The sequence below is a fragment of the Pedococcus sp. P3_C7 genome, from assembly GCF_056402615.1.
Genome location: NZ_JBFUHC010000006.1, coordinates 370,038 through 384,589, shown reverse-complemented (window position 1 = coordinate 384,589; position 14,552 = coordinate 370,038). Strand labels below are relative to the sequence as shown.

Here is a 14,552-nt window from a genome sequence, read left to right as displayed (position 1 = left end):
CTGAACGCGGCACCGCCGTGCAGGGCGACGACACCGACGGAGTGGTTCAGCCCTGCAGGGTCGCCTTGAGCGCGTGGACGAGGCCCGGTGCGATCTCGTCCCCGAGGGCGACCTTGTCGTCGCGGTCGTTGGCGCGCTGTCGAAGCAGGCAGCGGCTCTGGCCGTCACGGGTGACGGCCACGAGCAGCCGGACGTCCTGGCGGTCCGGGTGGGACGCCAGCGCGTCGACGGCCGACTCGGTGTGCGCGGGCAGGTCGCGCTCGGCCTCCGGCGGGACGACGATGCGCTCGACGGCCAGGGCGGCGCCCACGACGCTGTCCGGCCACGCGATCCCCCCGAGCAGGCTCTCGAGGTTGGAGGTCGGCGGCAGGTCCTCCTGCTCGATCGCGCTCAGGGCGCCCTCGGCCAGGTCGGAGCCCCGCATCTGGGCGCGCAGGTGCGGCTCGCGCTCGAGGAGCTCAGCCGTGGGGACGAGCGCGAACAGCCGCGGGTTCTGGTCCCACCCGGAGGCTGCGACGTGGCGTTCGGTGTCCAGTGCGGCGATGGACAACGGGTCGGCGACGGGTTGGGAGTTCTGGGTCACGCGCCCATGGTGCCCCATGGCGCGTGGTCGCCGGCCACGCGGCATACCCAGGGCTTGCACAGCTGGTGCCGACACGTGTCCGACGTGCGCGTGGGAACCACCTGGGCGGTCGGTAAGTTGGACCACTACAGCAGGCGGCCTCGCTGGGCGGTCGCACGGCAGATCGGGCGTGGCGTGAGTTCATCTGAGTGGTTCGGCCAGGGCGATTCGGGCGCCGAGGGCGCCCGTCCCGAGGGCACTCCGCGCGGGGCAGGGTCGGGAGCAGGTGGCCGCCGTCCTCCGTCGCTGTCCTTCAACCGGCGCCGTGGGCCGTTGGTCCCGACGGTCGTGATCCTCGTCGTCCTCGGCTTCCTGGTGTCGATCATGGCGTCGGTCTGGACCGAGGTCCTGTGGTTCCACTCGGTGGGCTACGAGGGTGTCTTCGTCACGCAGCTCACGACCAAGATCCTGCTGTTCGTCGTGGGCTTCGTGCTCACCGCGGGAGTGGTGGCGTCGAGCCTGCTCATCGGCTACCGCACCCGACCGATCTATGCGCCGGTGACGCCCCAGCAGCAGAGCCTCGACCAGTACCGCGAGGCCATCGAGCCGTTGCGGCGCATCGCCATGTTCGCCATTCCCGGCATCCTGGGCCTGCTGGCGGGGACCGGTGCGGCGGGGCAGTGGAAGACGTTCCTGTTGTGGCGCAACGGCGTCTCGTTCGGCAGCAGCGACGCACAGTTCCACCTCGACCTGTCGTTCTTCGTCTTCACCCTGCCGTGGGTGCAGTTCCTGCTCGGTTTCCTCACGATGGTGCTGGTGATGGCCACCCTCGCCGCGGCCTTCACGCACTACGTCTACGGCGGGCTCCAGATCCAGGCCCGAGCGGAGCGCACGTCGCGGGCTGCCAGGACCCATCTCGCGATCCTCGTCGCGGCCCTGGTCCTGGTCCGGGCGGCGACCTACTGGTTCGACCGCTATGCGCTCGCGACCAAGGACTCACCCCTGCTGACGGGCATCCGCTACACCGATGCCCACGCGGTGCTGCCGACCAAGGCGATCCTCGCGGTGGCCGCGCTGATGACCGTCGGTCTGTTCATCGCCTCCATCTGGACCCGCTCCTGGCGGCTCCCCGTGGTCGGCGTCGCCCTGCTGCTGATCACCTCGATCGTCGTCGGCAGCATCTACCCGGCGCTCTACCAGCGGTTCAAGGTCCGCCCGTCGGAGAAGTCCCTCGAGCAGGTCTACATCGACCGCAACATCAAGGCGACGCGCGCTGCCTACGGCATCGCGAACGTCGACACCAAGGGCTACACCGCGACGACCGAGGCGAGCCCGGGTCAGCTGCGTGACGACGCGGAGACGATCCCGGGCATCCGTCTGGTCGACCCCATCGTGGTCTCCCCGACGTTCAAGCAGCTCCAGTCGGTCAAGTCCTACTACGCCTTCCCCGACGCCCTCGACGTCGACCGCTACAACATCAACGGCAAGATCAACGACACCGTCGTGGCGGTCCGTGAGCTGGACCTCGACGGCCTGCCGCAGAACCAGCGCAACTGGCTCAACGACCACACGGTCTACACGCACGGGTTCGGTGTTGTGGCGGCCTATGGCAACCAGCGTGGCGCCGACGGTCAGCCGGTCTTCTACGAGCAGAACATCCCCCAGATGGGTCCGCTGGGACAGTTCGAACCCCGGGTCTACTTCGGCGAGCAGTCGCCCACGTACTCCATCGTCGGAGGTGCGACGGGATCTCGGGCGCGTGAGTTCGACTACCCCGACGGCAGTGCAGCCGGACAGAAGAACAACACGTACACCGGCAAGGGCGGGGTGCCCCTCACGTCTTTCCTGCGCAAGGCCGCCTATGCGCTGAAGTACCGCGAGCTCAACTTCATGCTCTCCGACGCCGTCAACGACAGGAGCCGGCTGCTCGACCACCGCGAGCCGATCGAGCGCGTCCAGCGGGTCGCCCCCTGGCTGACCCTCGACGGCAACCCCTATCCCGCCGTCGTCGACGGGCGCGTCCAGTGGATCGTCGACGGCTACACCACCACGGCCGACTACCCCTACTCGCGGCTCACCGAGATCGACAGCGCGACGTCGGACTCGACGACCGCGAACTCGCAGTCGGTGCGCCCCATCGGCACCGGTCAGGTCAACTACATCCGCAACTCGGTGAAGGCCACCGTGGACGCGTACGACGGCTCGGTGAAGCTGTACTCGTGGGACGACAAGGACCCGCTGCTCAAGGCGTGGTCCAACGCGTTCAAGAACACCGTGCTGCCGATGAGCGAGATCAGCGGCGACCTGATGTCGCACCTGCGCTACCCCGAGGACCTCTTCAAGGTGCAGCGCACGATGCTCAACCGCTACCACGTGACCGATGCCGACTCGTTCTACGGCGCCGGTGACTTCTGGGAGGTGCCGGAGGACCCCGCCCAGGAGGGCAACGTCGACCAGCCGCCCTACTACCTCACGCTCAAGATGCCCGACCAGACCGGCGCACGCTTCTCCCTGACGACGACCTTCAAGCCGATCGGCGACCGGCAGGTGCTGTCCGGCTTCCTGGCGGTCGACGCGGATGCCGGCTCCACCGACGGCAAGCGCAGCGACGACTACGGCACGCTGCGACTGCTCACCCTGCCCAAGGACAGCCAGGTTCGAGGGCCGGGCCAGGTGCAGAACGACATCAACTCGTCGAACGTCACCTCGCCCGACTCGACCCTCAACCTCAGCCAGTTCCTCAACAACGCGCGGCAGACCGGGTCCCAGGTCACCCTGGGCAACCTGCTCACCCTCCCTGTCGGCGGTGGGCTGTTGTACGTGCAGCCGATCTACGTGCGGGCCCAGGGCACGTCGGCGTTCCCACTCCAACGGGCCACGGTCGCGGCCTTCGGCGACAAGCTCGCCTGGGCCTACACCCTCGACGGCGCGCTGGACGGCCTGTTCGGCGGCAACTCCGGCGCCAGCGCCGGCGACTCCGGCTCCACGCCGACCACGCCCCCCACCACAGGAGGCGGCACGCCGACGACACCGACCACGCCCCCACCGGCCGACGCCGCCGCGCTGGCCAAGGCGCTGGCCGACATCCAGGCGGCCTACGACGCGGGTCAGAAGGCGCTCAAGGCAGGTGACTTCGCGGCATACGGCACGGCCCAGAAGCAGCTCGCCGACGCCATCGGGCGCGCTGTGGCCGCCGCCCCGAAGGGCGGGTCGGTGACGGTCACGCCCACGCCGTCCTCGAGCACCACCACCCCGGCGCCCACCGCGACCTCGACTCCCTAGGGCCTTGGACGGGCCTGCGCCGCCCGATTTGGTTCCGGCGCAGGGGCTCCCGTAAGGTGGTGTCTACCGACGCGGGGTGGAGCAGCTCGGTAGCTCGCCGGGCTCATAACCCGGAGGTCGCAGGTTCAAATCCTGCCCCCGCTACCACGAAGTAGCAGGTCAGAGGCCCTTTCCCTTCGGGGAGGGGGCCTCTGGCGTTGGCTCGTGTGGCCCAATGTGTAGCCAGCGGGGTCGGGGCGCTCGTGCGCCGGTTGGACGCACTGGGACGGCCTGGACAAGGCAGGAACGCATGAGACGCCGCGACGGACGAGGGCGGACGCCGTTTCAGGGTGTCGCCGGGTCGATATCCGGACGATCGCAGCGTGGGGCTCGGTTAGTGGTTTCGCCGCGGGAGCAATGAGGCTCGGAAGTCTGGGCAGTCAGGATGTATGAGACGTGGTCTGGTCCGGCTTGCCTGCGGCGTGCTTGGCCACCCAGCCCGCGACCCACTTGGTTACCCGGCCTATTTCAGCGGGAACCTCCAACTCCGCAGCCCGGGACACCAACAGCCGGGGGCTGACCAGGCCAGCCAACAGAAGGGCACTGGCGAACTCGACGTCCTTCGCGCGACCAGCGACCAGCTTCGACACGACCAAGTCATGTGCCTCCAAGCAGTGCCCTCGCGCACCCTCGGTCGCGTCACTGCTATGCACCACGATTCGCGACCGCCACTTCGCAGGAAGGTGCGCCACCTCGATGTTCACCCCTTGGGCGTAGTGCCCGTACATGTCGTGGAAGGCGGAGTCCTCACCGATGTGCATGTCAACGCTGTCGGACTTTTCATTGTCCGGGTCGGCATAGAAAGTCACGTCCGCTTCGATGGACGCGCGCCTCCTCGGGCAACTCGTCCTCAGTGAACGTGCCCAGGATTGACTGGCTGCCCACCACGATCACGTCTTGGTCGCCGACGATGCGGGACGCGGCGCGCAGGATGTGTTCAAGTCCGTCGCGCTTCAACGCGACGACCTGTCGGTGTCCCGAAACGCCTCAAGGACCTTCGTCCGTTCCTCGTCCGACAAGACGCCAGCGAACGGGGAGTTCTGCCTCATCTCGCGCGCCCAGGGGGTAGGCGACGTCAGAACATTCAGGACCTGGTCGACGGGACCCTCAAGGACCTCTTGCCACTGGCTCAGCCAGTACGCGCCTTGGCCACGGGAATGCTTGCGCTGCAGCCTCTCGAGGTTCTCCCGCGCGAGTGCCAGGACCTGGTCCGGTTCGGCCACGAGCTTTCCCGCCACGGCCATGTTGAGCCACTGGCTGCGGCGCTGGTCACGACTGGGGCGCAGAGTCCGGTTCCGCAGGGCCTCCACGTCACGACGGCGAATTCGCCGGTGCCGGCCGACAGTTTGAAACGGAAGCTCCCCGCTGTTGCACAGGTCGACTACGTGTTGACGTGAGCTCGAAAGTAGGCGCGCGACCTCGCCGGTGGTGAGCAAGTCCTCACTCTCCGTCGTCGTCGCATGCTGAACGTCCGCCAATCTCATGACAACCATCCTCCGCCGTAAACACCAAAAACACAAATTGGAAGCACAAGATTTGCGTTTTTTGCGTCTGTGGGATGTGGCCAGATGTGTACCGGGAGGTGGCGGGACGCCTTGGACGTGCCGCGACGTCAGGGACGCTGCGCCGAGATTTCGTGCGGCAGGGGAGAGGTTGCGGGACGTGCGAGACGTGGTGGGGCTGGCTCCTAACCCGGAGGTCACTGGTTCAAGTCCTGCCCCCAATACCACGAACTAGCAGGGATTACCCGGGCGGAGTCCTCGTGTCTCTGACTAGCTTGCTCGGTTCGACAAGATGTGGTCGGAGACCCGCCAGGCGTTGGCCATGATGGTGAGTGTCGGGTTCGCTCCTGTGGCCGTGGGGAACGGAGAGCCGTCGACGACGAATAGGTTGTCGACCTCGTGGGCGCGGCAGTTGCGGTCCAGAACTGACAACTCGGGGTCGTCACCCATCCGGGCGGTACCGTGCTGGTGAGAACAGTTGCCTGTCACCTTCTCGGCGTAGACGCGGTCGACCTGCTTGGCTCCGGCAGCGTCGAGGATCTCCCCGCACCGGTCGACCAGGAACCTGCCCTGGTCGATATCGTTCTGGTGGGTTTGAAGGGTGATGCGGGCGACCGGCAGCCCCCAGGCATCCTTGACGTTGGGGTCGAGGTCGACACGGTTTTCGTGCTGCGGCATGTCGTGCAGGACCATGGCGACAGCCATGCTGTGGCTGAAGTAGTCGCGATCGTTCTGCTTGGCCTCAGCGCCCCAGGTGGGTCGACCCGGCAGTCCCCAGTTGATAGGGAGGGGTATGCCGACGCCCGCGGCAGCAATGTGCCCGCCACTGACGAATCCCCGGGAGTCGTCGTGCTCGTAGAACTGGAAACTGCTCGCGCTGACGTAGCCGCCGCCGGCCCAGGCATTGATCGGATCCTCGAAGGTGCCGACCGACGCGCTGTACTCATGGAAGGTGACGTTGCGGCCTACGAGGTCGCTGCCGTTGGCGAGTCCGTTGGCGAATCTCGAGGAGGTCGAGAGCAGCATCAGCCGAGCGGTCTCCACGGCGCCACAGGCAAGGATGAAGACATCGGCCTCCTGCTCCACCAGAACGCCCGCGGAGTCTTCGTAGACGGCGCTCTTGATGCGTCCCTGCGAGTCGACGGTGAGCTCACGAACGTATGAATCCGCGCGGAGGTCACATCGGCCCGTGGCGAGGGCATCGGGGATGAACACGTTCAGTGCGCTTGACCGGGTGCCGCTGGGATCGCCGTGCTGTTGCGCGAAGGCGCTGATGACGGTGGCGGGCCGCCCGTTGAACGGTTGGGACAGGGCTGCCTGCGGAGTCGGGAACGAGTTCCAGCCGAGGTGTTCGCAGCCGAGGTGGAACTTCTCGGCGTAGCGGGACTGGGGCATCGGCGGGCAGGGGTAGCCCCGGGAGCGGAAGGACTCGAACGCGTTCGCGCCCGCCTGTCCCGAGACGCCGAAAGCCCACTCGACCTTGTCATAGTACGGCTCCAGCTCGGCGTACGTGATCGGCCAGTCAGCAAGCGTGGTCCCGGGCAGCTCGCCCGCAATGCTGCGTAGCCGGAAGTCGTTCTCGGTGAACCGTGGAAGCCACCCCTGCCAGTGGACCGTCCCGCCCCCGACCATCTGCGGAACCGGGCAGAAGAGGTCGACCTCCGCTTCGCTCTCGGTGTCGCGCCGCGATGTGCGGGGGTTCAGCAGGGGATCCGGCCAGAGGTTGTAGCGGTTGACGTTGGCCAGCTCGTCCCCACCGAAGGTCTCCTTGGTTCGCCAGGGCCCCTTCTCGAGGGCGACCACGCGCATGCCACCCTCGGTGAGCACCTTCGCCGCGGCCGCCCCCGAGGCGCCCGCCCCGATGACCACTGCATCGACTTTCTCGGGCTTGGTCGCGCGGATGGTCATGAGGGCTCCTGCAGGCTGCGGTGGGTCGGGTTGTCGGAGAAGTACTGGCGTGTCGTGTACTGGCCGGTGTGCACCTCCGCGAGATCCTTCGGCCCGGGGAAGCCGATGGTCTGCCAGCCGACCTGGCCGCGGTTGCCGCCGTAGATCGGATCTGCGAGAAAGCCCTGCCGGGTGTGCGTCACGAGCAGGCCGAAGAAGTCGAGGTCGGACTCGGCGTTGGTCTGCTGCAGTGCCGGCTCTTCGGGACCGCCATAGTTGATGGTTGGGGCCGTCGTGCCGCGCTCAAGGCCGCGAAGGACGTCGTCCTGCTGCCCATCGTCGAGATCGACGAAGGGCCTGCCGTGGGCGTTGTCGGCCCGCTTGTCGAGCTCGACGACCCCGGACATGTACACGCTGCGCGCGTGGTCCACCCGCTGCTGCCAAGCCAACGCCCGCGGGCCAGTGAGCGTCTCGAACCCGCTCCCGTCAGGGAGGGCGTAGATGTAGTCGATGCCAGAGAGGTAGCGGTCGAGGAAGTCGATCGTGCCGGCCTCGCGTGCTCCGGGTGTGTCGTCAGTCGGGATGACACGGGCCATTGCCGCCTCTATCGTCTCCCGCTGGTGGGCGTCGAGGAAGGTGTCGGCCATGGAGGCCTCCGTTCGAGTCGTGGGGGTCAGGCGATGATGAGTGGTCGCAAGGTGCGGTGGGCGACGAGCAGCCCGGTTTCGATCCGGGCCTCGCTGCCACCCCAGACGGGGTCCTCGTGCTCCACCGACAGCACGCCGTCGAACCCGCCCTCGTAGAGCGTGTCCACGACGCGGTTCCAGTCGACCTGACCGCGGCCGGGGATGCGGTACCGCCACCAGCCGACGTTCCAGGGGTCCGCGCTCTTGTCCGCAATCCCGGGCCAGCCGAACCGGTTCCGCTTGTGCGGGAACAGCTCGATGTCCTTGGCCTGGGCGTGGGCGACGCGGTCCACGTAGGGGCGCAGCGCCTCCACGGGGTCGATGCCCATCCAGACCAGGTGGGACGGGTCGTAGTTCAGGTAGAGGCCCAGCCCGAACATCCACTCCCAGAGCTCGGGGGAGTACGCAAGGTTTCCGGGATAGCCATCGGGGTGCCAGCCCTCCATGACGCAGTTTTCGATGACCAGTTTGACGCCCTTCTGGCCGGCGTGGTCCACGAGTCGCGGGAAGATCCTCTCGGCCTCGCGAAGGTTGTCCGCCACGCTCTGGCCGGGATGGCGGCCGATGAACGTCCCGACGGTGGGGACATCGAGGAGAGCAGCAGCGTCGATGCACGCGATGACGTGGTCGTTGATCGCCTGTCGTTCCTGGGGATCGGGGTGGAGGTTGTTGTCATAGAACGCCAGGGACGACAGGGAGAGATCGTGCTGTTCGAAGAGCGCACGGATCTTCTCGGCGTCGCCGTCGGTGAACGACTCGGCCGCGATGTGGCTAGCCGTGAACGGTCGATCACCGAGTGCTGGCCAAGCTGCCACCTCCAGCGCCTCATAGTCGTGTTCCGCCGCCCACCTGGCAATGTCTTCGAGGGGCCGGTCCGGCAGGCAGGACGTGAGGAATCCGAGTTTCACGAGGGCACCTCCACCCAAGAGTCCTTGGCAGCCGAGGCCAGGACGGCCTCGGTGATGACGGCGGCCCGGTGGCCGTCGCTGAAGCTGGGAAGTCCTTCGGGCCGCGGGCCGGACACCGCGGCATACGCATCTGCCATGAACGCGGTGAAGCTGTCCTGGTATCCCTGTGGGTGTCCGGCAGGCAGGCGCGAGTAGTCGGCGCCGCCACCGGCGGCGAACGTATCCGGTCCACGGGGGACTATCTGGCTGGAGGATCGCCCACCGATCCACAGAGAGTCCGGGAGTTCCTGGTCGAAGACGTAGGCCGCCTCGGTCCCGTCAAAGGAGAACCAGAGGCGGTTCTTGCGGCCCAGCGACACTTGGCTGGCTACCACCGAGCCGGTCGCGCCGCGGTCGGTCTCGAACATCACGGTTGCGCCGTCCTCGGTTCCCACAACCGAACCGCCGTCGGTGCCTGCTCGGCTGGCATAGGCCTGGGACATCCGGGACACGAGACGTGTGATGCGGTGTCCGGTGGTGAACTCCATGACGTCGCACCAGTGGACACCGATGTCGCCGAATGCTCGCGACCCACCGCCTCTGGCCGGGTCCACCCTCCAGTTTGTTTCCTGTGAGCCGGAGAGCCAGTCCTGGAGATAGGAGCCGTGCAGCATCCACAGGTCTCCCGCCTGTCCGCTGGAGATGCGGTGCCTCGCCTCACGGACGGAGGGGTAGAAGCGGTAGACGAACGGCACTGCGGTGACCGCGCCGGTGGCCTCGGCCGTCTGGGCCAAGAGGGCGGCGCGCTCCGCGCTGATGGCCAGCGGCTTCTCGCAGATGACCGCCTTCCCGGCTTGCATTGCGGCGAGCGCCAGGTCGTAGTGCGTGTCATTCGGTGTGCAGATGTGCACCACGTCGACGTCGTCCGAGGCGATGAGCGCCTCGGCGGACTCGGCGCCTGATTGGGCTCCGAGCCGAACGGCGGCGTGGGCCGCTGCCTCGGGGGAGTGATCGGCGACTTGCGTCACCACTCCTCCGCTTGCTCGCACGGCATAGGCGTGCACACCGCCGATGAAGCCGGCGCCGATGATTCCAGCTCGCAGTGCGGGCATGCGGCTCACTTCTTCCGCGCGAGTGCGACGGCCAGGATGATGATGACGCCGCGGACGACCTGCTGCTGGCTGCTGTCGAGTCCGGCAAGAATCAGGCCATTGTTGATGAGGCCGATGAGCAGCGCGCCGAAAAGCGTGCCGACCACGGATCCTGCGCCCCCGAAGAGGCTGGTGCCGCCCAGGATCACCGCCGCGATGGCGGACAGCTCGTCGCCTGCGCCCCACTGGAACCGTCCGGACTGCAGCCGGCCCGCGTAGAGCATGCCGGCCACGCTGGCAACCGTGGCGGACAGGAGCAGCACCTGGAACTTGATCCGGCGTGTGTTCACCCCAGTGAACTGAGCCGCGGTGCGGTTGCCACCGGTCGCGAGCACCTGACGGCCGAAGCGCGTCTTGGCTAGCACGATGGCGCCGATGGTCACGAAGATGGCGCTCCACGCGAGCAGGCCGGGGACTGGACCGAAGTTTCCACCGCCGAAGATCAGGTTGAACGTGTCGCTCAGGATGGGCTGGGGCGCCGAGTCGGTTATCCATTGCGCCACCCCTGCGGCGATGCCAAGCATGCCCAGCGTCACAAGGAACGACGGGATACCGAGCAGGCTCACCAGGGCACCGTTTACCGCGCCCACGGCAAGGCCCACCGCGAGTCCGGCGAGGACGCCGGGGATGAGACCCCAGCTGGAAAGCGCCATGGCAGTCACGACACTCGAGAGTCCTGCTACTGAGCCCACGGACAGGTCGATCTCGGCACAGGCGATCACGTAGGTCATACCCACAGCGATGACCGTGATCGTCGCCGTCTGGCGGAAGATGTTGAGCAGGTTGTTGGAGGAGAGAAAACCTTGGTCGCGCAACAGGACGGCGAAGAAGGCAAAGACGACCAGGAAGCCGATGTAGATGACGTAGCGGCGCCAGTCGATCGTGGACATGCGGCTCTGAAATGAGCCCACTGCGGTGGTCTCTTTGTTCGGTGCGATGGTGCTCATGGCTCAGACTCCTTGAACGGCGAGTTGAAGGGATTCTTCGTCGGCGATCTCGCTCCGCCGCAGATCGCGGGTCACAGAGCCGTCACGCAGGATGAGGATGCGGTCGCTGACCGCGAGGAGCTCGGGGTACTCCGAGGAGATGACGATGACGGCCTTGCCGGCATCAGCGAGGGCGCGGACCATGTCGAGAATCTCGGACTTGGTCCCGATGTCTACTCCCGCGGTGGGTTCGTCAAGGATGAGGACGTCGGGTTCGGTGCCCAGCCACTTGGCGATCACGACCTTCTGTTGGTTGCCGCCCGAGAGCAGACGAATAGGCCGATTCGGGTTGGCTGCCTTGATGGCAAACCGCCGAATGAGGCTGGAGGACATGGCCTTTCCTGCCTTCCCGTCGAGCAGGGGACCCTTCTTGAGTTTCCCTAGCAGGGGAAGCAGCAGGTTCTCGCGTACGGAGTGGTCCAGGACCAGTCCTTGTTCGCGACGGTCCTCCGGGATGAGCGCGAGTCCGTGACCGATCGCGGCGCGGGGGTCATTGACGGTGATCTCCTTGCCGCGGAGTCGGATCGTTCCGCTCGTGGCCTTGTCGATCCCGAAGAGGGTTCGGGCGAGCTCGGTGCGTCCACTACCCATGAGGCCGGCGAGCCCGATGATCTCGCCTGCGTGGACGGTGAATGAGACGTCCTGAACCAGAGGACCACTGGTCAGCCCGGATACTTCCAGCAGGGCCTCACGCTGGTCGAGACCTTCCCGCTCGCGGTAGTTCATCTGACCTTCGATCTTCTTGCCGACAATCCCCTCGACGATCTGCTCGGGCGTGACTGCAGCCAGCGGCTCGGTGAGAAGGCGCTTCCCATCGCGCAGAATGGTGATGCGGTCGGCGATTCGGTAGATCTCGTCCATCCGGTGGGAGATGTAGATGATCGAGATTCCGCGATCTTTGATCCGACCGATAAGGTCGAAAAGCGCCTCGGTCTCGTGCTTGGCCAAGCTCGCCGTCGGCTCGTCCATGATCAAGATCTGGGCGTTCTGGGCCAGCGCCTTGGCGATTTCGGTGAGCTGCCAGTAGGCAGTTCCAAGGCTGGCAACCATGGCCTTCGGGTTGACTGAGACCTCCATGGTCGCAAAGACGTCCGCGGCTTTCGCGACGGCAGCGCGGTCGTCGATGAGACCGAACCTTCCAGCGGGCTCGTCGGCCAGAAAGATGTTCTGTGCCACGGTCAGAGTCGGTACCAGGCTGAACTCTTGAAACACCATGCCGATGCCCGCTGCTCGCGCGCTGTGGATGGAGTTGATGTCCGCGGGCTCACCGTCGACGCGGATCTCCCCTTCGTCGGCCCGGTAGACCCCTTGGAGGATCTTCATGAGCGTCGACTTGCCTGCGCCGTTGCCCCCCGCGAGGGCATGGACCTCGCCGCGGCGGACCTCGAAGTCGACGTTGTCCAGGACGACGACGCCGTCGAATGCCTTGCTGATGCCGTGCATTTCTACCGCTGTCGCGGTACTGCTCTGCTCGTCCATCGCGAACTCCCTTCTAGTGGCGGGGCGGGCCGCTGCCGGCCCSCCCCGCCGGGATGTCTACTTCTTGTACGAGCTCTTCAGGTCGGCCGGGGCCTCTTGGTGGTAGACCTGCTTCCACGCCTCGAGGATGTTCGAGTGGTCGACAGGCAGCGAGCTCAGGGCGACGTACGCCGGGGCCGTCTTGCCCAGCAACGCACCTGCGCCCAGTCGAGCCTCCGCCACGCCCTGGTCGAAGGGCAGCTGCGCGCCCAAACCGACCACGAGCTCGTTCTTCGCCAAGGCGATGGCGACGTTCTTGCCCAGGTCCTCTGTGGCGATCTTCAGGTCTGCACGGCCGGAGGCACGTGCCGCGGCCATGATGCCCTCGGCGGGAACGTCCCAGACGCCCCAGATGCCGGCCAAGGTGGGGTGCTTGCTCAGCATCGCATTGGCCGCACCCTGTGCATCGCCAGCGAAGTCGGGCCCTGCGATTCCCTTCTCCTCCACGATCTTGATGTCGGGGTAGTCCTTGGTGATGGTGGACTTGAACCCGTCATAGCGCTGCTTCGTGACGAAGAAGTCGGCCTCGTGGAAGACGAGGCCAATCTCGCCCTTGCCGCCCAGGGCCTTGGCCATCAGATGGGCGGAGGTGACGCCGTTGCCGTAGTTGTCGGCGGAAACGACCGAGACGTAGTCGGTGCCAGCCTTCATCCCCTGCGGGACGTTGTCCATGAAGACGAGCTTGACTCCTGAAGCGGCGGCCTTCTTGAACGCAGAAGCCGTGGCCACGGGGTCGGTGGGGATGGAGACGATGATGTCGGGCTTGAGGTTGAGCACGGTCTCCAGGTCGGACACCTGCTTGTCTGGCTTGAAGTTGGCGTCGGTGATTGCGACGACCTCAATGCCCAGCTTGCCGAACTCGCTCTTCAGGCCCGCCACTTGGGCATTCGCCCAGTCGTTGCCGCCGTAGTGCATGACGATCGCCGCCTTGGCCTTCATGCCCTTGACCTTCGTGATCTCCTCGGCGCTGAGGTCCGCAGACGAGGCAGGGGACGGGTCTTCGCCGTGGGGCCCCTTGCTGAGGACGGTGCCCTTGATCTTCGCCAGCGCGTCATCGGCCTTGGACGACACTCCGGCGTCGACGCTGGTGGTCGCGCTGGTGGCTGAACTGCAGCCGGCCGTGGCCAAGGCGATGGCGGTCGCCAGGCCCGCCAGGCGGTAGGTGCTCTTCTTCATCGAATTTCTCCTGAGGGGAGGGTGCCGCCAGCGGTTGCGAGCAGCGTGTCGAGGTACTTCTTGCTTGTGGCGGCCGCTTCACGAGGGTCGCCTTCGAACGAGTCGAGCTCGACGACGATCCAGCCGTCGTAACCGCTCTCATTTAGGGCCGCGATGACGTCATCGAAGTTGACGTCCCCCTGGCCCAGGGGAAGGAATTGCGTTGTCGCCACGTCCACGTCCTTCAGGTGCACGTGACGCAGGCGCGTCGCATAGCGGCGGATCAGGTCCGCAGGGTCACCGCCACCGGCCGTCAGGTGGGCGGTGTCGGGGCAGAAGCCGATCCGGGTCAGCGGCATGAGGCGGTCGAGCTCATCCGGGCTCTCGACGATGGTGCTGAGGTGCGGGTGGTAGCAGGCCACCAACCCGTGCTCCTCGGCGATGTCAGTGACCAGGTCGAGTGCAGAGCCCAGCGCGGCGTAGTCCCCGCCTGTGGTACCCGACGCCCTGCGGGCGCCGCCGCCCACAACGAGGCTGTCGGCTCCGAAGAGAGCAGCGAGCTCCGCTGCCCGACGCACCCGGTGCAGCTCGTCGCTCAGGATGTCCGGGTAGATGAAGTTGCCCCCGGTGTAGACGGCTGCCAGCACCACGCCGGCGTCGGCCAGCAGGTCCCGCAGCTCGTCGGGCCGGTCTGCGTAGTCCGCCACGTTGCCGTCGAACATCTCGACGCCCTCGTACCCCAGGCTCGCGATGTCCGCGAAGGCACGGTTCATGGGGCCGTTCACGCGGTAGAAGAGGTCCTTGATGCTGGTCACGCCCGTGGCGTCGCCCACGACGCCACCCCAGGTGATGGTGTGGTAACCGAGCCTCATCGTCGAGTCCGTTCTGTCTGCAGTG

Annotated in this window: 12 protein-coding genes and 1 tRNA gene; 2 read left to right on the top strand and 11 right to left on the bottom strand. The window is 66.6% G+C overall.

Annotated features, from left to right (window positions below; translation table 11 throughout):
- Nucleotides 1–46: 46 nt before the first annotated feature.
- Complete coding sequence (locus AC1DS4_RS10130; protein ID WP_477615756.1) at nt 47–601, bottom strand: PPA1309 family protein; 555 nt, start codon at nt 599–601, stop codon at nt 47–49.
- Between the two features lie 156 nt (nt 602–757).
- On the opposite strand from AC1DS4_RS10130, the gene AC1DS4_RS10125 reads away from it, so the two are divergent.
- A complete protein-coding gene (locus AC1DS4_RS10125; protein WP_477624196.1) occupies nt 758–3,844 on the top strand; it encodes a UPF0182 family membrane protein in 3,087 nt (1,028 codons plus the stop codon).
- 70 nt (nt 3,845–3,914) lie between these two features.
- Nucleotides 3,915–3,991 (top strand) — tRNA-Met (locus tag AC1DS4_RS10120).
- Nucleotides 3,992–4,263: 272 nt separating this feature from the next.
- Here AC1DS4_RS10120 and AC1DS4_RS10115 read toward each other — a convergent pair.
- From AC1DS4_RS10115 to AC1DS4_RS10070, 10 genes are all read right to left on the bottom strand, one after another.
- Nucleotides 4,264–4,692 (bottom strand): DUF6036 family nucleotidyltransferase, encoded by a 429-nt coding sequence (locus AC1DS4_RS10115; protein ID WP_457253671.1) that lies wholly within the window; start codon nt 4,690–4,692, stop codon nt 4,264–4,266.
- A gap of 144 nt (nt 4,693–4,836) precedes the next feature.
- Entirely contained in the window at nt 4,837–5,367 is a 531-nt protein-coding gene (locus AC1DS4_RS10110) for a helix-turn-helix domain-containing protein (RefSeq protein WP_457253670.1), read from the bottom strand.
- 288 nt (nt 5,368–5,655) lie between these two features.
- Entirely contained in the window at nt 5,656–7,293 is a 1,638-nt protein-coding gene (locus AC1DS4_RS10105; RefSeq protein WP_457253669.1) for a GMC family oxidoreductase, read from the bottom strand.
- The gene (locus tag AC1DS4_RS10100; RefSeq protein ID WP_057378034.1) at nt 7,290–7,919 is read right to left on the bottom strand and encodes a gluconate 2-dehydrogenase subunit 3 family protein; all 630 of its coding nucleotides are present in this window, start codon (nt 7,917–7,919) and stop codon (nt 7,290–7,292) included. The genes AC1DS4_RS10105 and AC1DS4_RS10100 overlap by 4 nt, the downstream gene beginning before the upstream one ends.
- A gap of 26 nt (nt 7,920–7,945) precedes the next feature.
- Nucleotides 7,946–8,866: a sugar phosphate isomerase/epimerase family protein gene (locus tag AC1DS4_RS10095; RefSeq protein ID WP_457253668.1), complete on the bottom strand. Its 921-nt coding sequence runs from the start codon at nt 8,864–8,866 to the stop codon at nt 7,946–7,948.
- Nucleotides 8,863–9,957, bottom strand: a complete 1,095-nt coding sequence (locus tag AC1DS4_RS10090; RefSeq protein WP_057378032.1) for a Gfo/Idh/MocA family protein — start codon at nt 9,955–9,957, stop codon at nt 8,863–8,865. Before AC1DS4_RS10090 ends, AC1DS4_RS10095 begins: the two co-directional genes overlap by 4 nt.
- 5 nt (nt 9,958–9,962) lie before the next feature.
- The gene (locus AC1DS4_RS10085) at nt 9,963–10,943 is read right to left on the bottom strand and encodes an ABC transporter permease (RefSeq protein WP_057378031.1); all 981 of its coding nucleotides are present in this window, start codon (nt 10,941–10,943) and stop codon (nt 9,963–9,965) included.
- A gap of 3 nt (nt 10,944–10,946) precedes the next feature.
- Nucleotides 10,947–12,461 (bottom strand): sugar ABC transporter ATP-binding protein, encoded by a 1,515-nt coding sequence (locus tag AC1DS4_RS10080; RefSeq protein WP_457253665.1) that lies wholly within the window; start codon nt 12,459–12,461, stop codon nt 10,947–10,949.
- A 57-nt stretch (nt 12,462–12,518) separates the two neighbouring features.
- The gene (locus AC1DS4_RS10075) at nt 12,519–13,676 is read right to left on the bottom strand and encodes a substrate-binding domain-containing protein (protein WP_057378029.1); all 1,158 of its coding nucleotides are present in this window, start codon (nt 13,674–13,676) and stop codon (nt 12,519–12,521) included.
- Nucleotides 13,673–14,527 (bottom strand): sugar phosphate isomerase/epimerase family protein, encoded by an 855-nt coding sequence (locus AC1DS4_RS10070; RefSeq protein ID WP_457253663.1) that lies wholly within the window; start codon nt 14,525–14,527, stop codon nt 13,673–13,675. Before AC1DS4_RS10070 ends, AC1DS4_RS10075 begins: the two co-directional genes overlap by 4 nt.
- Nucleotides 14,528–14,552 lie beyond the last annotated feature (25 nt).

Coding starts and splice junctions, on each gene's coding strand:
- AC1DS4_RS10090 (WP_057378032.1), bottom strand. CDS start 9,957: ATGCCCGCACTGCGAGCTGGAATCATCGGCGCCGGCTTCATCGGCGGT.
- AC1DS4_RS10110 (WP_457253670.1), bottom strand. CDS start 5,367: ATGAGATTGGCGGACGTTCAGCATGCGACGACGACGGAGAGTGAGGAC.
- AC1DS4_RS10080 (WP_457253665.1), bottom strand. CDS start 12,461: ATGGACGAGCAGAGCAGTACCGCGACAGCGGTAGAAATGCACGGCATC.
- AC1DS4_RS10070 (WP_457253663.1), bottom strand. CDS start 14,527: ATGAGGCTCGGTTACCACACCATCACCTGGGGTGGCGTCGTGGGCGAC.
- AC1DS4_RS10130 (WP_477615756.1), bottom strand. CDS start 601: ATGGGGCACCATGGGCGCGTGACCCAGAACTCCCAACCCGTCGCCGAC.
- AC1DS4_RS10075 (WP_057378029.1), bottom strand. CDS start 13,676: ATGAAGAAGAGCACCTACCGCCTGGCGGGCCTGGCGACCGCCATCGCC.
- AC1DS4_RS10105 (WP_457253669.1), bottom strand. CDS start 7,293: ATGACCATCCGCGCGACCAAGCCCGAGAAAGTCGATGCAGTGGTCATC.
- AC1DS4_RS10085 (WP_057378031.1), bottom strand. CDS start 10,943: ATGAGCACCATCGCACCGAACAAAGAGACCACCGCAGTGGGCTCATTT.
- AC1DS4_RS10100 (WP_057378034.1), bottom strand. CDS start 7,919: ATGGCCGACACCTTCCTCGACGCCCACCAGCGGGAGACGATAGAGGCG.